Source organism: Xanthomonas sp. NCPPB 3583 (assembly GCF_041475715.2).
GTDB classification, from domain to species: Bacteria; Pseudomonadota; Gammaproteobacteria; order Xanthomonadales; family Xanthomonadaceae; genus Xanthomonas; species Xanthomonas euvesicatoria.
In genome coordinates, this window is the sequence record NZ_CM191263.1 from 4366477 (window position 1) to 4384514 (window position 18038).

16 protein-coding genes and 1 pseudogene are annotated in these 18038 nt (G+C 65.4%); 9 read left to right on the forward strand and 8 right to left on the reverse strand.

Going from position 1 to position 18038, the window contains the following annotated elements; genetic code table 11:
• The first annotated feature begins 6 nt into the window (after positions 1-6).
• Both ACCQ07_RS18760 and ACCQ07_RS18765 read left to right on the forward strand, forming a co-directional pair.
• A complete protein-coding gene (locus ACCQ07_RS18760; RefSeq protein WP_014091260.1) occupies positions 7-504 on the forward strand; it encodes a hypothetical protein in 498 nt (165 codons plus the stop codon).
• Between the two features lie 168 nt (positions 505-672).
• Complete coding sequence (locus tag ACCQ07_RS18765) at positions 673-1005, forward strand: hypothetical protein (protein WP_372363543.1); 333 nt, start codon at positions 673-675, stop codon at positions 1003-1005.
• Positions 1006-1059: 54 nt separating this feature from the next.
• Here the strand turns inward: ACCQ07_RS18765 and yiaA are convergent.
• Positions 1060-1508: pseudogene (yiaA, locus tag ACCQ07_RS18770) on the reverse strand (inner membrane protein YiaA).
• 166 nt (positions 1509-1674) lie between these two features.
• Here yiaA and ACCQ07_RS18775 point away from each other — a divergent pair.
• Complete coding sequence (locus ACCQ07_RS18775; protein WP_011348829.1) at positions 1675-2853, forward strand: PQQ-dependent sugar dehydrogenase; 1179 nt, start codon at positions 1675-1677, stop codon at positions 2851-2853.
• A gap of 171 nt (positions 2854-3024) precedes the next feature.
• Here ACCQ07_RS18775 and ACCQ07_RS18780 read toward each other — a convergent pair whose 3' ends face one another.
• The 3 genes from ACCQ07_RS18780 to tsaD form a co-directional block, all read right to left on the reverse strand.
• Entirely contained in the window at positions 3025-5196 is a 2172-nt protein-coding gene (locus ACCQ07_RS18780) for a glycoside hydrolase family 3 N-terminal domain-containing protein (RefSeq protein ID WP_008577425.1), read from the reverse strand.
• 228 nt (positions 5197-5424) lie between these two features.
• Positions 5425-5781, reverse strand: a complete 357-nt coding sequence (gene folB, locus ACCQ07_RS18785; RefSeq protein WP_008577426.1) for a dihydroneopterin aldolase — start codon at positions 5779-5781, stop codon at positions 5425-5427.
• Positions 5782-5865: 84 nt separating this feature from the next.
• Positions 5866-6927, reverse strand: a complete 1062-nt coding sequence (tsaD, locus tag ACCQ07_RS18790) for a tRNA (adenosine(37)-N6)-threonylcarbamoyltransferase complex transferase subunit TsaD (RefSeq protein WP_218489103.1) — start codon at positions 6925-6927, stop codon at positions 5866-5868.
• Between the two features lie 283 nt (positions 6928-7210).
• Here tsaD and rpsU point away from each other — a divergent pair, with 283 nt between their 5' ends.
• From rpsU to ACCQ07_RS18820, 6 genes are all read left to right on the forward strand, one after another.
• Positions 7211-7426 (forward strand): 30S ribosomal protein S21, encoded by a 216-nt coding sequence (rpsU, locus tag ACCQ07_RS18795; RefSeq protein WP_002808376.1) that lies wholly within the window; start codon positions 7211-7213, stop codon positions 7424-7426.
• 263 nt (positions 7427-7689) lie between these two features.
• Positions 7690-8136 carry a GatB/YqeY domain-containing protein gene (locus ACCQ07_RS18800; RefSeq protein WP_008577431.1) on the forward strand — a complete coding sequence of 149 codons (447 nt, stop codon included), beginning with the start codon at positions 7690-7692 and terminating at the stop codon, positions 8134-8136.
• 566 nt (positions 8137-8702) lie between these two features.
• Positions 8703-9665, forward strand: a complete 963-nt coding sequence (locus tag ACCQ07_RS18805) for a YihY/virulence factor BrkB family protein (protein WP_503255105.1) — start codon at positions 8703-8705, stop codon at positions 9663-9665.
• Between the two features lie 81 nt (positions 9666-9746).
• Complete coding sequence (gene dnaG, locus ACCQ07_RS18810; RefSeq protein ID WP_372363545.1) at positions 9747-11495, forward strand: DNA primase; 1749 nt, start codon at positions 9747-9749, stop codon at positions 11493-11495.
• Between the two features lie 108 nt (positions 11496-11603).
• A complete protein-coding gene (locus tag ACCQ07_RS18815; RefSeq protein ID WP_057680838.1) occupies positions 11604-12650 on the forward strand; it encodes a bile acid:sodium symporter family protein in 1047 nt (348 codons plus the stop codon).
• Positions 12651-12820: 170 nt separating this feature from the next.
• Complete coding sequence (locus ACCQ07_RS18820) at positions 12821-14401, forward strand: thioredoxin family protein (RefSeq protein WP_372363546.1); 1581 nt, start codon at positions 12821-12823, stop codon at positions 14399-14401.
• Positions 14402-14636: 235 nt separating this feature from the next.
• Here ACCQ07_RS18820 and cyoE read toward each other — a convergent pair whose 3' ends face one another.
• The 4 genes from cyoE to ACCQ07_RS18840 are packed head-to-tail and all read right to left on the reverse strand — an operon-like array spanning position 14637 to position 18035.
• Positions 14637-15533, reverse strand: a complete 897-nt coding sequence (gene cyoE / locus ACCQ07_RS18825) for a heme o synthase (protein ID WP_011348837.1) — start codon at positions 15531-15533, stop codon at positions 14637-14639.
• Between the two features lie 2 nt (positions 15534-15535).
• Positions 15536-16699 (reverse strand): COX15/CtaA family protein, encoded by a 1164-nt coding sequence (locus tag ACCQ07_RS18830; protein WP_011348838.1) that lies wholly within the window; start codon positions 16697-16699, stop codon positions 15536-15538.
• A gap of 10 nt (positions 16700-16709) precedes the next feature.
• Positions 16710-17285 (reverse strand): redox-active disulfide-containing membrane protein, encoded by a 576-nt coding sequence (locus ACCQ07_RS18835; RefSeq protein WP_011348839.1) that lies wholly within the window; start codon positions 17283-17285, stop codon positions 16710-16712.
• 27 nt (positions 17286-17312) lie between these two features.
• Entirely contained in the window at positions 17313-18035 is a 723-nt protein-coding gene (locus ACCQ07_RS18840) for an SURF1 family protein (protein ID WP_372363547.1), read from the reverse strand.
• Positions 18036-18038: the final 3 nt, after the last annotated feature.

Consider the following 18038-nt stretch of genomic DNA (forward strand, 5'->3'; position numbering starts at 1 on the left):
CTTGCGATGAAACTGCGCCATGTCTACAGCACCGCCGATCTCGACAGCGCCCAGCGCGTGCTGCAGGCCGCGCGCAGTACCGGCATCGACAATGATGCGCTCTCGTTGATTGCCCGCTCCGATATCGAGCTGCAGGAGGTGCCGGACGAACGTAAGGACGTCAAGACCGACTTCCTTCCCGCTGCCGCACGCGGCGCCGCCACCGGCGGTGCCGCCGGCCTGGTGGCTGGCCTGGTCGCCATCGCAGTACCGCCGATCGGGCTGACCTTGGCCGGCGCGGGCGTCATGGCACTGGCTGGTGCGCTGGTCGGCAGCTGGTCGTCGGCGTTGATCGGCGCCACGGTGCCCGATCCGGTGCGTCGTCAGTTCGAAGATCAAATCCAGGCCGGGCGCGTGCTGGTGATCATCGACGCAGAGCAGCCGGCGCTCCAGGACGCCGAGGCCGCCCTGGTGGCGGCAGGTGCCACCCCATTGCCGTATGAAGCGGCCTCAGCGACCACGTGAAGCGATCGACCAGAATCTGCCACGCAACGCTGCAGCGATAGCGCGTTGAAAAGCGTGGCCGACGCCGCCCTTTGAGCATGCTGCATTGATGTACTCCTCACCTGCCCTGGCAATGAAATTAACGGCGATCGGCCTAGGGTAACCCGCACATCCACCACGGAGACAGGCATGAACGTGCCGTATCAGATTCCGGGCCGGGCACCGGACGAAGACCTCAGTCAGAACGTATCGACGTATTGGCGCGAACGCTTCACCGAAGAGCCGTATTACACCGAAGGCGATCGCTACGAAGACTACGAAGGTGCTTATCTGGCAGGCCATGAAGCGCGTATCCGCGACAACGCGCGCGCGTACGATCAGGTCGAAGCCGAGTTGCATCGCGATTGGGAAGCCAAGCGCGGCACCTCGTCGCTGAGTTGGAGCAAGGCGCGACATGCCGTCAAGCGCGCCTGGGAAAACGCAGCCGATTTCGTCACCGGCGACGATACGCATAAGCGCTGAGACGACAACGCCACCGTCAAGGTGGCGTCGTTGCATCTTACGATCTGCAATGGTTCAGTCGAGTTCTGGCGGCACGCTACGCGCACTGCGCGGCGCGTCGGTGATCTCCATCGCATCGCGGGTATTGTTCTGCACCGCAACCGCACCGAACAGGCTCAAAGCATATGCCATGGCATAAAAGCTTTTTCGCTCAGCAACAGCGTGGCATTGATCAGGCCGATGGTCAGCAGCACCAATGCGACGATCAGCGAAAACCAGCAAATGGCGTAGTACAAGCCAGTGACCGGAATCCCATCGGCACGGTCACGCACGCTCTTCTGCAATGATACCGATGCGAATAAACCGAACAGTAGCAGCGTGAAGTAGTAACCCTTTTCGTTGAGCAACCTCTCGGCATTCCACAACTCGATCAGATATGCCGCACTGCCTAGCAACAAGGCGGTCCAGGATGCAGTGATAAAAGCAGGCGAGGTTTTTGCGTGGCTATGGAAACGTCTTTCCATGGTGAAACGATGCACGACATACAACGATGTGAGACGCGGGCGTCGTGCAGACAGTGATCTGCAACAAGGGTGCCCCCGGCGACGTCGTGTAAGGTACTTGAAAACCCGACGCGGGACACGTTGCGGGAGGGCTGCAACGTACCGCGCCCATCCCCAGGAGGACCCCATGTCTGTCCGTCGTCTGCTTGCCCTGGCCTGCTCGGCCACCCTGTTTACTGCCGGCACTGCAGTTGCTGCGCCCGCAGCCGCCCCCGCGGCCTCCATTCCCAAGGCACAGTGGCCATTTCAGGCCACCACGGTCGCCGATTTCGACGAACCGTGGGCAATGACCTTTCTGCCCGATGGCAGCTTGCTGGTCAGCGAAAAGCGCGGCGCCTTGATGCGACTGGACTTAAAGACCAAGCGCAAGAGCGCCATTACCGGTATTCCGGCCGTTGCTTATGGTGGCCAGGGCGGTTTCGGCGATGTGCTGGCGCATCCGCGCTTCGCCAAGAACGGGCTGGTCTACGTGAGTTATGCCGAGCCCGGCGAGGGCGACACGCGGGGCGCCGCGGTGGCGCGCGCCAAACTCACGCTGGATGCAACCGGCGGCGGCACGCTGTCGGACCTGAAGGTGATCTGGCGCCAGGATCCCAAGGTCACCGGCAATGGCCACTTCGGGCATCGGCTCGCGTTCGGGCCCGATGGCAAACTGTGGATCAGCTCCAGCGAACGGCAGAAATTCACTCCTGCCCAGGACATGAAAGCCAACCTCGGCAAGCTGATCCGGCTCAACGACGACGGCAGCGTACCGACCGACAACCCGTTCGTTGCGCAAGGCGGCGTTGCTGCGCAGGTGTGGTCGTTGGGTCACCGCAATATTCTTGGCCTGGCCTTCGACAGCAGGGGCCGCCTGTGGGAACACGAAATGGGCCCGCTCGGCGGCGATGAGTTGAACCTGATCCAGCGTGGCGCCAACTATGGCTACCCGATCGTCTCCAACGGCGACAACTATGACGGCACGCCGATCCCCGACCACTACACGCGCCCGGAGTTCGCCGCGCCCAAGATCAGCTGGACACCGGTGATTTCGCCGGCAGGCTTTGTGATCTACAGCGGCAAACAGTTCCCGGCGTGGCGCGGCAATGGCTTCATCGGTGGGCTGTCGTCGATGGCGCTGGTGCAGGTGTCGCTGGGCGACCAGCCGCGCGAAGTGGCGCGTTACGACATGGGCGCACGCATCCGCGAAGTGGAACAAGGTCCGGACGGCGCGCTCTGGCTACTGGAAGACGAAGCCAGTGGCAGCACCGGACGTCTGCTGAAGCTGACGCCCAAGAGCAAGGCCGCGGTCGAGAACGACGCCTGATCGATTCCGCAGCATGAGCCGGTGTAGCTGACGCAGCGCACCGGCAGACGCGATGACGACATGAACAGTCGTCATCGCGTCTGAGCACCGCATCAGCGGGGGCTTCGTGTTGTAGCCGTGGTCATCCGTTCGCACGATAGCCGCTGGCTGTCGGTGCCATGCGCGCCGCTATCAGCGTTCCAGCAGCTCGAAGCTGACGGCCTCGCCGCTCTTGGCCGACGCGCACACCCATAGATCGAACAGACCCGGCTCCGCACCGAAGATGCCCTTGTGGTTGGTGAATGCCAGCGCGTCGCGCTCCAGTGTGAACACCACCTCCTGGCTCTCGCCGGGCTGCAGCAACACCTTGCGAAATCCCTTGAGTTCGCGCACCGGGCGCACGCGGCTGGCCACGCGATCGTGCACATACAACTGCACCACTTCCTCGCCGGCGACCTTGCCGGTGTTGGTGACGCGCGTGGTAATGGTCAGTGTCTCATCCCAGCCGAGTTGCGCCGCGCTCAACTGCGGCTGCGCATACGCAAAGGTGGTGTAACTCAATCCATGTCCGAACGGATACAACGGTTCGTTTGGCATCTCGCGCCAACGCGCCTTGTACTCGGACAGGGCCGGCAATTCCGGGCGCCCGGTGCGCAGATGGTTATAGAAATACGGCTGTTGCCCGGTCACCTGCGGGAAGCTGATCGGCAGACGCGCCGACGGGTTGTAGTCGCCGAACAGCACATCGGCCACGCCGGTCCCGGTTTGCGTGCCCAGATACCAGGTCACGGCAATCGCATCGGCATCGCGCACCGCACCACTCAAGGCCAGCGCGCGGCCATTGCGCAACAACACCACCATCGGGGTACCGGTCGCTGCAATCGCTTCGGCCAGTGCCTGTTGCGCCGGCGGCAAGGTGATTTCGGTGCGCGATTGTGCCTCGCCACTGAAACGCTGCGGCTCGCCCAACGCCAGCACCACCACATCGGCCGCCTGCGCTGCATCGATCGCAGCGGAAATGCCACCCGGCAGCGCCTCTTCCAGTCCGCAACCGGCCACCACGCTCAGATCTTCAGTGCCGACCACCGCACGCACGCCCTGCTCCAGGGTCACGTAGCGTTCCTTGTCGCCGAACAAGGTCCAGCAGCCCTCGATGTTCTCGCGGTCCTGCACGAATGGGCCGATCAACGCGATGCGCTGGCCGCTCTTCTTCAGCGGCAACACGCCGCCTTCGTTTTTCAACAGCACGATCGAGCGCCGCGCCGCATCGCGCGACAGCGCATCGTGCGCCGGCAGGTGCGTGGTGTCGGCTTCGCGCGCCGGGTCCAGCGAGCGATACGGATTGTCGAACAGCCCGATCGCGTCCTTCAGCTGCAGGATGCGCCGCACGCTGGCATCCAACGTGGCCATCGGCACCTCGCCGCTTTCCACCAGCGCAGGCAGATGCGCGGCATAAAAGCCGCTCTGCATGCTCAGGTCCAACCCGGCCAGGAAGGCTTTCTTGGTCGCGTCGCGCTCATCGGCGGCATAGCCATGGGCGATCAATTCCATGTCGGCGGTGTAATCGGAAATCACCACGCCTGGGAATTGCCATTCCCCGCGCAGGATCTCGGTCAGCAACTCATGGTTGGCGCTGGCCGGCACGCCGTTGATGTCGTTGAAGGACGACATCACGGTCAACGCGCCGGCCTCGAAAGCGGCCTTGAACGGCGGCAAGTGCACATCGCGCAGCGTCTGCGGCGCGATGTCGACGGTGTTGTATTCCATGCCCGCCGCCACTGCGCCATAGGCGGCGAAATGCTTGGGCGTGGCCAACAGGCAATCGTGGGCGGTCAGGTCGCTGCCCTGAAACCCGCGCACACGGGCAGCGGCAAAGGCGGCGCCCAGCATCACGTCTTCGCCGGCACCCTCGGCACCACGGCCCCAGCGCTGGTCGCGGGCGATGTCCACGGCCGGCGCGTAGGTCCAGTGCAGGCCGGCAGCGGTGGCCTCGATCGCGGTGGCGCGCGCGGTGCGCTCGGCCAACGCCGGCTCGAAACTGGCCGCCTCGCCCAGCGGGATCGGGAACACCGTGCGCATGCCGTGGATCACGTCGGCGGCCAGGATCACCGGGATCCCCAGGCGACTCTCTTCCACCGCGACTTTTTGGATCTGCACGCCCAGCGCGGCGCCCACCCCGTTGAACAGCGAGCCGACCCGACCCAGGCGCACCTGCTGCAACACCTCGTCGGCATTGAGCACGTTGGCCTCGGGATTCACGTCCGGCGCGAACGGCCGCACCATGTCGGCGAACACACCTAACTGTCCGACCTTCTCTTCGACGGTCATCCGGGCAATCAGGGTTTCGATGCGATCAGCAGCCATGAGATCCTTGAGAAAACGTTTACATGGCCGTCAATTCTAGCCTGACGCACCTGCGCGCAGGCAAGTTTCGAGGGCCGGGAGTGGGATTTGGTGATTTGTAGAGGCCGGTTGCAACGCACAGTGCGCGCCAGAATGCCGCAGCGGCGCAGCCCTCTCCGCCAGGCGCCTCCAGCCCTCCCGGCTTCCGCCATGGAGTGAATGGCCGGCAGGCGGGTGCGCAGGCGGCGATCAGACCGCTCGTTCCCGTTCGATGATCACGCCCACCGCCTGCGCGCCGCGCACCGCCCCCGGCTTGCTCAGCTTCAAACGCAGCCAGTGCACGCCGAATTCGTCCAGCACGAGCGCCGCGCAGCGCTCGGCCAGCGTCTCCACCAGCCCGAAGTCCGAGGTTTGCACGAACTCGATCAAGCGCTTGCTCACCGCCTTGTAGTTCAACGTATCGGCGATGTCGTCGCTGGCCGCCGGAATGCGGTTGTCGAACCCCATTTCCAGATCGAACCGCAAGGTCTGCCGGATGCGCCGTTCCCAATCGTAGATGCCGATCAGCGCATCGATGTCGAGACCTTCAATAAACACTTTATCCATGGGGAATCGGGAGTCGGGAATAGGGAATGGGGAGGAGCAAAGACAACAGCGCACGTACGGACAGGATCGGCGTAAAGCTCTTCACTATTCCCGATTCCCCACTCCCGATTCCCGCGCCGCCGCCAGCGGCGGCAAGCCCGCCATATCCCACCGCGGCGTCACATGCACCGCCGCATCCGCATGTTCGCCGGCCTGCAGCCGCAGCGCGCCGGCGAAGGCGATCATCGCGCCGTTGTCGGTGCACAAGGCCGGGCGCGGGAAGCAGACCCGGCCGCCGCGGCGCTGGGCGGCCTCTTGCAGGCGCGCGCGCAAGCGCTTGTTTGCGCCCACGCCGCCGGCCACCACCAAGGTGTTGCAGCCGGCCGCATCCAGCGCGCGCAGGCACTTGATGGCCAGGGTTTCCACCACCGCGTCTTCGAAGCCACGCGCGATGTCCGCGCGGGTGGTGTCGGAATGGTCGCTGGACCGCCAGGCCAGCAGCACCTGGGTCTTGAGCCCGCTGAAACTGAAATCCAGGCCAGGCCGGTCGGTCATCGGACGCGCGAACTTATAGCGCCCCGGCGTACCGGTTTCGGCCAAGGCCGCCAGCTGCGGGCCGCCCGGGTACGGCAGGCCCATCATCTTGGCGGTCTTGTCGAAGGCTTCGCCGGCCGCGTCGTCCAGCGTCTCGCCCAGCACTTCGTAGCTGCCCAGCGCCTTCACCGACACCAATTGGGTATGCCCGCCGGAGACCAGCAAGGCCACGAACGGCGCCTGCGGCGGGTCGTCCTCCATCAACGGCGCCAGCAGGTGGCCTTCCATGTGATGCACGCCGATCGCCGGCACATCCAGTGCCCAGGCCAGCGAACGCGCCACTCCGGCACCGACCAGCAAGGCCCCGACCAGGCCCGGACCGGCGGTGTAGGCCACGCCATCGAGTTCGTCGATCCTCAACCCGGCTTCGCCCAGGGTCTGGCGGATCAGCGGCAGCAGTTTGCGCACATGGTCGCGGCTGGCCAGCTCGGGCACTACGCCGCCGTATTCGGCATGCAGCGCAATCTGGCTGTACACCGCGTGGGCGCGCAGCGCCGGCACGCCCGACAATGCGGTGTCGTAGACCGCCACACCGGTCTCATCGCACGATGATTCGATCCCAAGGACTTTCACGGCAGCTCGGCATGCAGGGAGATGCCACTATTTTCGCAGCTTTTGCACTGCGCAGATCGGCCGATTCCCAGATGCTGCTCCGCCCTGCCCTGCCGTGCCGGCCGCATATGGCCCGGGCGCACGCTTTATCAGTGTCGCGGCGGGAAATTCTGCAAGGGGCTTGCAGGTCGTCGGCAAGTCGTTATAATGCGCGGCTCGCCGGGGCAACCCGGAAATTCCGTCACGCGAGTCCGCTCGCACCCGCCCGGGGCTCCCGGACGGAAATCCCATTTCTGGAGAACACATGCCCAGCGTTAAAGTCCGCGAGAACGAGCCCTTCGAATTTGCGCTCCGTCGTTTCAAGCGCACCTGCGAAAAGGCCGGCGTGCTGGCCGAAACCCGCAAGCGCGAGTTCTATGAAAAGCCGACCCAGGAGCGTAAGCGTAAGGCTGCCGCTGCCGTGAAGCGTCAGCTGCGTCGTTCCTCGCGCGACGTCACCAAGCGCCAGCGCTTGTACTGATCGAACGCGGTTCCTTGCCGGTAGGTCTGCGCTGAAGGCGCGACCTAGCGGGAGCGAACCCAAGAGCCGGCACGCGCAAGCGTCGCCGGCTTTTTGTATTGGCCTGCCACAAGGCATTGCGCTGGAGACATCAGGCAGTCTGCGCCGCGCGCGAGGCGCTGCAAGACATCTCTCCACGCACGCCCTGCCTCCGTTCGGCCGAGGTACCCAGCCCGCTTGGGCGCCTTGGCCACCACTCGATCCCTACACTCAGGAGTTACCGCATGTCCCTGAAGCAGCAACTCACCGATGACATGAAGGCCGCGATGAAGTCCGGCGACAAGCACAGCCTGGGCGTGATCCGGCTGATCAACGCCGCCATCAAGCAGAAGGAAGTGGACGAGCGCATCGAGATGGACGATGCCGCCGTGATCGCCGTGCTGGACAAGATGGTCAAGCAGCGCAAGGACTCGGTCACCCAGTTCCAAGCCGCCGCGCGCGACGACCTGGCGCAGATCGAGCGCGAGGAGATCGTGGTGATCGAGCGCTATCTGCCGGCCAAGATGGGCGAAGCCGAGATCGTGGCCGCCATCCGGGCCGCGATCTCCGAGACCGGGGCAAGCAGCCCGGCCGATATCGGCAAGCTGATGGGCGCACTCAAGCCCAAGCTGGCCGGTCAGGCCGACATGGGCCTGGTCTCGAGCCTGGTCAAGCAGCAGCTGGCAGGCTGATGGATCGCCGCAGCGCCCTGTGCCACGGCCAGGGCGCTGCGACCGGTGCGCAGCGCGCGCTGCGGCACTGCCTGCCGCATCACCGAGCGGCTTTTCCAGTGGAAGGCGGACCTTCCAACGAACAGTGATGGTGCAAGACGCCGCTGGAGCGCCACGGCCGTTGCACATCTGCCACGCGCAACGCATCAGGCAAGGCGCAATGCCGTCTTCAGACGCGTCTAGCCCAGTATGCGGACCAAGCGCTCTGCACAGTCTGCGCTCTCGTCATCGCGTGGACAGCCGGCAGTGCCTGGCGCGGTCTGATACAGGTAGATCGGCACCTGGCGCACATTGAATGCGCTGACAGACACACCGCGCACCTTGCTCCCGACGAGCAACAGGACTGCGCCTACCAGATGCGCCGCCTCCTGCTTTACCCACACCGCGTGCGCGCTTTCACCCGTCCTTCGATCCGGCCCTGCTAGAAAGGGTGCGCCAGCGCAGGCATGGGCAAGGTCCTTCCGCATACCGACCTTGCCCTGACGTCGCCTGCGCGCCAACGGTATGCGCCAAGGATTCTCCCGCCGGTGACGACGCTTTCATCCGCCTATCTGCACAAGCATCTGAGCCGTCTGCAGCGCAGCGTGCCGATGGCGCTGCTGAACCGCTTCATCGAGATCGACGTGATGACGCAGGCAGCGTCGCTGTCGTTCTATGCGCTGCTGTCGCTGGCCCCGTTGCTGGTGCTGCTGTTGTGGCTGACCGCCTCGCTCTATCCGCCAGCGCAAGAAGCGTTGGTGCAGCAAATCGGGCAATTGGCCGGCGGCAGCGCGGCCGAAGTCGCCCAGACCATCATTCGCAATGCCACCGATCAACCTGGCGTTGGCTCGCTGGCCGGCGTGTGGAGCACGCTACTGCTGTTCATCGGCGCCACGGCGGTGTTTGCGCAGTTGCAGAACGCCTTGAACCTGATCTTTCGCACCGACAAGCAACGCCTGGACGGCTTGATGGCCTGGCTGCAGAAGCGGGTGTTCTCGTTCGGGGTGATCCTGGCGCTGGGCTTCTTGCTGATCGTGTCGATGATCGCCACCACCGCACTACAGGTGGTTTTTGCGCGCTTGCCCTCGGTCCTGCCGGCGGTCGGCTACGTGACCACGCTGGCCCTGTATTCGCTGGCGTTCGCGTTCCTGTATCGCTACCTGCCCGATCGCACCGTCGACTGGCGCCAGGCATTTTTGGGCGGCGTCATCACCTCGGTGTTGTTCGCGCTGGGCCGCTACGCCATCGGCGTGTACATCGCCACCGCCGCGCCGGGTAGCGCCTACGGTTCGATGGGGACATTGGTCATTTTGCTGGTGTGGATGTACTACGCCTCGGTGGTGTTCTTCGTCGGCGCCTTGATCACCGCGGTGATCGACGAGCGGGTGCGCTCGCATCGCAAGCTGCGCGAGGCGGGCGTGGACCCGGAGCATCCGCCGGTGATCGTGCCGCCTGCCGATGCGGCGCCTGCATCTTCAACGTCGGACTCGCACGCACTGCCACGCGGCTGAGGACTGCTGCAAAGCCTGTCTCGCCGGCCTCGTCAGCGAGGGCGACGAAGTGCTGGCAGGCCGCTGGGATATCCTATCGGGATGGCCCGCATCCCCGACGCGTTTATTGACGAACTGCTAGCACGCACCGACATCGTCGAGGTGGTGGGCGGTCGTGTGCCGCTCAAGCGTCAGGGCAAGGAATACTCGGCGCGCTGCCCGTTCCATGACGAGCGCTCGGCCTCGTTCACGGTCTCGCCGACCAAGCAGTTCTATCACTGCTTCGGCTGCGGTGCGCACGGTACCGCAATCAGTTTCCTGATGAATTACGACCGCCTCGAATTTCTCGATGCGGTCGATGAGCTGGCCAAGCGCGCCGGCATGGACATCCCGCGCGAGACCCAGCAACGCACCCCGCAACAGCAGGACGATAGCCGCGAGCTGTATTCGGCACTGGACGCGGCGACCAAGTTCTTCCAGCGCCAGCTCGAGGGCAGCGAACGCGCCCGCGACTATCTGGACGGTCGCGGCGTGGATGCCGACAACCGCGCGCGCTTCCAGATCGGTTACGCGCCCGATGGCTACAGCGCACTGAAGGACACCCTGGGCACCGATGCGCGCCGCATGAGCGTGCTCGAACGCGCCGGGCTGTTTTCCAAGAACGATCGCGGCCATGTGTACGACAAGTTCCGCGACCGGGTGATGTTCCCGATCTTCGACCGCCGCGGCCGCGTGATCGCCTTCGGCGGGCGCATCATGGGCGTGCCGGCCGATGGCCGCGACCCGGGTCCGAAGTACCTCAATTCGCCGGAAACCGCGCTGTTCCACAAGGGCCGCGAGCTGTATGGCCTGTGGCAGGTGCGCCAGGCCAATCAGAAGATCGAGCGGCTGATCGTGGTGGAGGGCTACATGGATGTGGTCTCACTATTCCAGTTCGGCGTGACCCAGGCGGTGGCCACGCTGGGCACCGCCACCACGCCCGAACATGCCGAGCTGCTGTTTCGCAACGCGCCGGATGTGTATTTCTGTTTCGATGGCGATAACGCCGGGCGCAAGGCCGGCTGGCGCGCGCTCGAATCGGTGCTGCCGCGCATGAAGGATGGCCGCCAGGCGTTTTTCCTGTTCCTGCCCGATGGCGAGGACCCGGACACCATCGTGCGCAAGGAAGGCGCGCAGGCCTTCGATCAGCGCCTGAAGCAGGCCACGCCGCTGTCGCAGTTCTTCTTCGACGAGATGTCGCGTGAAATCAACCTGCACACGCTCGACGGCAAGGCGCGCCTGGCCGAACGTGCGCGCCCGCTGTTGGCGCAGATCCCCGAAGGTGCGTTCGGCGATCTGATGAAACAGGAACTGGCGCGCCTGACCGGAGTCGGTGCCACTGCGTCTGCGCAGCAGTCCGCACCCAGGCCACGGCTGCCTGCGCGCATGGGCGCGCCCACGCAGAAACGCAGCCTGGTGCGTGCGTCCATCGCCATCCTGCTGCAACGGCCGTCCTTGGCGATGAGCCTGGAGGGCGTGCATGATTTTTCCGGGCTGCGCCTGCCCGGGATCGACTTGTTGATGGAGTTACTGGACCTGGTGCGGCAACGCCCGGAAATCAGCACCGGCGCGCTGCTGGAGCACTTCGCCGAGCGCCAGGAGCTTGCTGCCTTGCAGAAGCTGGCGGCGCAGGAGCTTCCCGGCGACGAGCACAGTTGGACGCTTGAACTGCATGACGTCGTCGCGCAACTCGACAAGCAATTGCTGCGTCAACGCGTGGAGGAGCTGCAGGCCAAACAGCGCGCGCAAGGGCTGGACGACACCGACAAATACGAAATGCGCGAACTGCTCAAGGCGCTCGCAGCGTTGTGATGCAGTGCTGCCTGGCCGAAGGCCGCGCAGGCCATCGCGCACTGCCGTGCCGTTTCAGGCCTGACCGGTGACGTCGATGCCACAGCCAGGGCCTGCACGCATCGTAGAATGGCTCATACCAGGCGCAAGATCGCGCGCTACCGTTGGACCTCGATGAAGAAGCTGCTGGCGCGGTTGCGCATTGACCCCTTCACCCTCGCGCTGCTGTGCACAGTTGCACTGGCCTCGTTTCTCCCGGTCACGGGCACGGCTGCGGCGGTCATGGACGATGTCACCGACGTGGCGATCGCGGCGCTGTTCTTCCTGCACGGCGCGCGGCTGTCGCGCGAAGCGGTGAAGGCCGGCGCGTTGCACTGGCGCCTGCATCTGGTGATTCTGGGCTGCACCTTCGTGCTGTTCCCGCTACTGGGGCTGTTGTTCAAACCACTGGCGCATCTGGCACTGACGCCGGAGCTGTATGTCGGCGTGCTGTTCCTGTGCGCGTTGCCGTCCACGGTGCAGTCCTCGATCGCGTTCACCTCGATGGCGCGCGGCAATGTGCCGGCCGCAGTCTGCGCCGCTTCGCTTTCCAGCCTGCTGGGCGTGTTTTTCACCCCGTTGCTGATGGGCGCACTGGTCGGCAGTCAGGGCGCCATGGCGCATCCGGCCGAAGCGATCGGCAAGATCCTGCTGCAGTTGCTGGTGCCGTTTCTGGCCGGCCATTTCATGCGTCCGTGGATCGGCGGCTGGGTCGAACGTCACCGCGCCGTGCTGCGTTACACCGATCAAGGCACCATTCTGCTGGTGGTCTATACCGCCTTCAGTGCATCGGTGAACGAAGGGCTGTGGCAGAAGACGCCGCTGCCTGCACTGCTGGCGGTACTCGGCGCTGCAGCGTTGTTGCTGGCCATGGCGATGCTTTCGATCACCTTCATCGCCCGGCGCCTGCACTTCAGCCGCGCCGATGAAATCGCCATCGTCTTCTGCGGCTCGAAAAAGAGTTTGGCCACCGGCGTGCCGATGGCCAAGGTGATGTTTGCCGGCGGCGGGTTGGGTGCGATCGTGTTGCCGATCATGCTGTATCACCAGTTGCAGCTGATCGTCTGCGCCGTTGTGGCCGCACGGTATGCGCGCAGCGCATCGGGCCAGCCGCAAGGCGCAGCCGAGCGTCATTGACGCTGCGCCACGCCAGCACCTGCCCGCTGCGTATCGCATGACAGCAGTTCGCATCGCCGCACATCCGGGTTGTAAGCAGATGTACAACGGTGATGACGCACGCCCGCCCAGGTCCGCCAGCGGCCGCTAGAGTGCGCGATCGACCTTCTGCCGCCCCACGGTGATTTGCCATGACGCTGTCGCTGCCACGCCCTTCCCCTTCCTTGATCGCGCTGCTGGCCGTGCTGGCTGCGCTGACTGCCTGCGACAAGCCAGCACCGCCTGCGGCGCCCGCACCACCCAAGACGGCGTCCACGCCGGCACCCGTTGCCGGCATCGCCTGGCGCGAGGGCGACGTGGAAGACGCCTTTGCCGAAGCCAAGGACAGCGGCAAGCCGATCCTGTTGTATTGGGGCGCAGCCTGGTGCCCGCCCTGCAATCGCCTCAAGGCCACGCTGTTCAAGGATCCGGCCTTCATCGCGCGCACCCAGCAGTTCGTCGCCGTGCACCTGGACGGCGATTCGGAGGGCGCGCAGGCCTGGGGCGAGCGCTTCGGGGTCAAGGCGTATCCCACCATCATCGTGCTGCGCCCGGACCGCAGCGAGATCACCCGGCTGGCCGGCAATGCCGATAACGCGCGCCTGGCCGAGGTGTTGCGGGTTGCGGCCAAGAGCACCAGTACCGCCCAGCAATTGCTCGACAAGGCGCTGCACACACCACAACAGCTCAGCGCGGACGATTGGGCCGTGCTCGGCAACTACGCCTGGGGCACCGACGATACGCTGGTCAAACCCGATGCCGCCGCCGACGTGCTCACCCGGCTCTCCACCTCGGCGCCACAGCCGGCACTGCAACGCAGCTTCGCCCTGGCCGCCATCAGTGCCGCCAGACACCCACCGGCTGCCAGCAGCGCCAACCGCACGCTGTTGGAAGCGGTGTTGGCCGACCCGGCAGAAGTGCGCGCCAATCTCGGCACGCTGAACTATGTGCCGGCACGCCTGGTCACCGCCGCCAGCAACGAGGCCGGCGAGCGCAGCACGCTCTCCAACGCACTGAATCAGGCCTTGGACAAGGTCTACGCCGATCCTTCATTGCCGATTTCCGACCGGCTTGGCACCGCATACGCGCGCATCCAGCTGGCACGCCTGGCACAAGGCCAGCCCACCGAAACCGAAGCCGAAGGCCCGCAACCACCGTTGCCGAAAGACGTGGCGGAGGTGGTGCACCAGCGCGTGCAGTGGGCCACCGACACCGCCAAGACCGACGAGGAGCGCCAATCCACCATCAGCATGGCCGCCGCGTTGCTGAGCGAGGTGGGCGATCGCAGCGCGGCAGAGCAATTGCTGCTGGCCGAGTTGTCGCGCAGCAAGACGCCGTACTACTACATGCCCGAATTGGCGGATCTGGCCGAACAACGCGGCGACAAGAAGACCGCCCTGTTGTGGCTCAAACGGGCCTACGACAGCGCGCAAGGTCCCGCCACACGCGTGCAGTGGGGCGTGATGTACGTGGATGGGCTCATCCGGCTCAGCCCCGATGACACCGTCGGCATCGAGGGCGCCGCCACCCAGGTGATCGGCGAGTTGGCCGGTCAACCGGATGGTTACCGGCAACGGACCCGTCAGCGCTTCGCCACCCTCGGCACCGCATTGAAGACCTGGAGCAAGCAGCATCGCCGCGAAGGCAGTGCAGTGCTGGCGCGTCTGCAGCAGAAAATGCAGTCCAGCTGCGACAGCAAAACTCCCAGCGAGTGCGCCAGTTGGCTGAGTTGAGTCGACACAGTGCCGTGTGCCGGCAACGCATGATGATCAGAGCGTGGCAAGCCGCAAACCGCGGCGTCTGCTGACATGGACGCCGCTGGTGACCTCGACGCGGCGCACGCGGCACGCATCCGGCACCTTTCGCCACGCGCTGCAGGCGCTGCAGGCGTGATCCATCCATCCGCCTGATTGCCACGCAAGTCATCGGGGCAGAGCTACCGCATTGCCGCTCGTCTCGCTTCGGCGACTAGCGCACCCACGGCAGCAGCAGATGGTCGACCATCAGGAAGGCGAACAACGCCATCAGGTACACGATGGAGTACCCGAACATCTTCATTGAAAACAGTTCGTCCGGCGGGTTCAGCATGCGCCACGCGTACCAGAGGAACACCGCATTGAGCACGATCGCACCGCCCAGATAGAACACCCCGCTCATGCCCACCGCCACCGGCGCCAAGGTCACGATCGCCAGCAATACGGTGTACACCAGGATCTGCTTGCGCGTATGCGGCACGCCATGGGTCACCGGCAACATCGGGATCGCGGCCTTGGCGTAATCGGCACGGCGGAAGATCGCCAGCGCCCAGAAATGCGGCGGCGTCCAGATGAAGATGATCAGCACCAGCAGCGAGGCATTGATCCAGTCGGCGCTGGTCGGCAGCCCGGTCACCGCGGCCCAGCCCAGCATCGGCGGGGTGGCGCCGGCCAGGCCGCCAATCACGATGTTCTGCGAGGTCGCACGCTTCAGGTACACGGTGTAAATCACCGCGTACCCGATCAGCGAGGCGAAGGTCAGCACCGCGGTGATGACATTCACCCACACCACCAGAATGGTCATGGAGATCACGATCAGCGCGCCGGCGAACACCAGCACCTGCCAGGGCCGCACCTTGCCCACCACCAGCGGGCGCCATGAGGTGCGCGCCATCTGTGCGTCGATCTTGGCGTCGAGCAGTTGGTTGATCGCTGCCGCCGCTGAAGCCGCCAGCCAGATACCCAGGAAGCCCAGCGCGCCGGTGCGTACCTGCAGCCAGGTCGGCATGTCGGGAATGGCCAGGAACATGCCCACCAACGCGGTGAACACGATCAGTGCCACCACCTTGGGTTTGGTCAGATCCCAATAATCGCGTGCGCTGACAGCCATGCTCACTCCGGCGCGCGCAGCCGCGCCAGCAGCGAGACCAGCACGAACAGCAACGCCACCGCCCCGCCGTTATGCATGACCGAGACCTCCAGCGGCAGCGCCAGCTTCACGTTGAGCATGCCCAGGGTCACCTGCACGGCCACCAGCAGCGCCAATGCGCCGGCCCACACCCGCATGCCCGGCGAGCGCGACAAGCGCCAGGCCAGCCACCATAAGTACAGCGCGGTCGCAATTGCCCATAGCCGGTGCGCCATCTGGATCGCGATACGCGCCGCACCGTCCAGCACGCCGCCTTCGTAATCCACTCCGATGCCGCGCCACAGCGTGAAACCTTCACGGAAATCGTGCGGCGGCCACCACTGGCTGACACAGCGCGGGAAGTTGTCGGCCGACCAGCTGCCGCCGCCACACGCCAGCGCGGCGTAGTTGGCGCTGACCCAGCCACCAAGCGCGATCTGCAGGCCCAGCACCGCCACGCCCAGGCGCAGCAGCCACTTCAAGCGCGATGCATCGGCCAGGGTGATCGGCAAATGCGTCGCGCGCCAGGCCATCCACACCAGCAGCGAGAACATCAGCATGCCGCCCAGCAGGTGCCCCATCACCACGATCGGCTTGAGCAGCAACGTCACCGTCCACATGCCCAGCAACGCCTGGAAAATCACCACCGCCAGCGTCAGCACCGCTGCACGCGCCAGATCGATGTTGCTCCAGCGCAATGCCGCCAGCAGCAGGATGGCCTCGCCGGCGATCGCCACGCCGAAGGCCATGGCGTGCCAGCCGGACATATAGAGCGGGATCGACAACGCCACTAGCACCGCGGCCGACACCACCTGGGCAATGCCCATGCGACGGCGACGCACCGCCAGCAACGACAGCACCAGCACTTCCACGCCCAACGCACCGGCCAGGAAGCGGTGGACCTGTTCGCGCCAGGCCTTGTGCGATTCCAGCGGGCGGATCTTGCTGGCCACGTGCGTGTTGGCTTCGTCGCTGGTCTGCGGCCAGGTCACGCGGCCGTAGCAGGTCGGCCAGTCCGGGCAGCTCATGCCGGCATCGGACAAACGGACGAACGACCCGAACAGGATCGTGCTCGCAGTGAACAACGCGGCCAGCCAGGCCATGCGATGGAAGTGACGGAACAACGCCGGTGGCGCAAACAGGTTCATCGAAACGGGCTCACATCAGTTTCAGCAGCTTGACCAGATCCGACCGCAGGCCGGCCGGGTCGAAACCCGGGGCATACCGCAGGATCACAAAGCCATTGGGGTCGATCACATACACCGGCACGCCGGCCGCATCGGTGCCGCGCGGCAATGCCTGGCGCAGGCGGGCATCGTCGCGTAGCACGCGCAATGCAGGCATCGGCGGCAGCCCGGCCGGCGGCGGGCCGATCCACAGCACCTCCACCTTGTCGGCGCGGTGCCCGAGCAACTGCCACACCTTGTCCAGTTCCGCGGCCAACGCCACGCACTGCTGCGTGCAATCGGCCGGCGGCGCCACTGCAATGCGCCAGATGCGCTCGCTCGGGGCCCATGCATACGGTTGCCCGTTCGCACGGACCGGCACCAGCGCCCGCAGATCCGCGGGCGGCTTCAGCAGCTCGCCGTGATTGCGCATCGACGCCGGCTGCCATCCGGAGAAGCGCAGCACGCCGGCCAGCAACATCGAGCCGAAGAACAGCACCGCCAGGGCAATCAGCATCCTGCGGCCGCGTTTGACCGAATGCGGCGTGGCCGATGTGGAGGAGGTCATGCCGGCGATTTTCTCATGCCGCAGGCGTCAGTGCCCGCGGTCGCGGCGGCGCGCACCCCATGTCAGCAGCATTGCGGTCGCCAGGACCGCGACGGCCAACCCGAACCATTGCACCGCGTAACCCAAGTGCCGCGCGGGTGGTAGCGTGTTTGGCAGCATGTCCAGATCGCGTGCGTAGCCAACCGGCAGTGCAGGGTCCAGGCGCAGGACCTGCGACGAAATGTCGCGCCTGCCCAGCGTGCTGCGTAAGGCCTGCAGATCCAGTCGCGTGGCCAGCCAGGTCTGCGCCGCAGCCCCCGGCGCCAGCGCCGGTCCGATCGCCAGCCCCGCCGACGGCGGAGCGCTCAAGAGCCCCTGCACGGTCTGCACGCCTTTCAGCGCAACGATGCCGGGCAACTGCCGATCGGCCGGTAATGGCAGCCAGCCCAGATCCACCAGCACGTCTGTCGATCCACCTTCCGGCGCTGCCAGTTGATACACGCGCACACCGGCACGCCCGTCATGCAGCTGATTGTCCAGCAAGACCAGCTGCGGCAAAAAACGCACTTGCCCGCGTACCCATGCCAACTCATTCTGCGTCGCCAGCGCCGGTGCCAAGGGCAGCGTGGTGTCGCGCACATGTGCGGCACGGTCCAGCAAGGCTTGCTTGCTCTGCATGCGCTGCAACTGCCAATGCCCAAGCGCCGCGAAACCCGCGCTCACCAGCAGCGCCAGACACCAACCGATGACCGCCGTGTGCTTGCGCGTCATGAC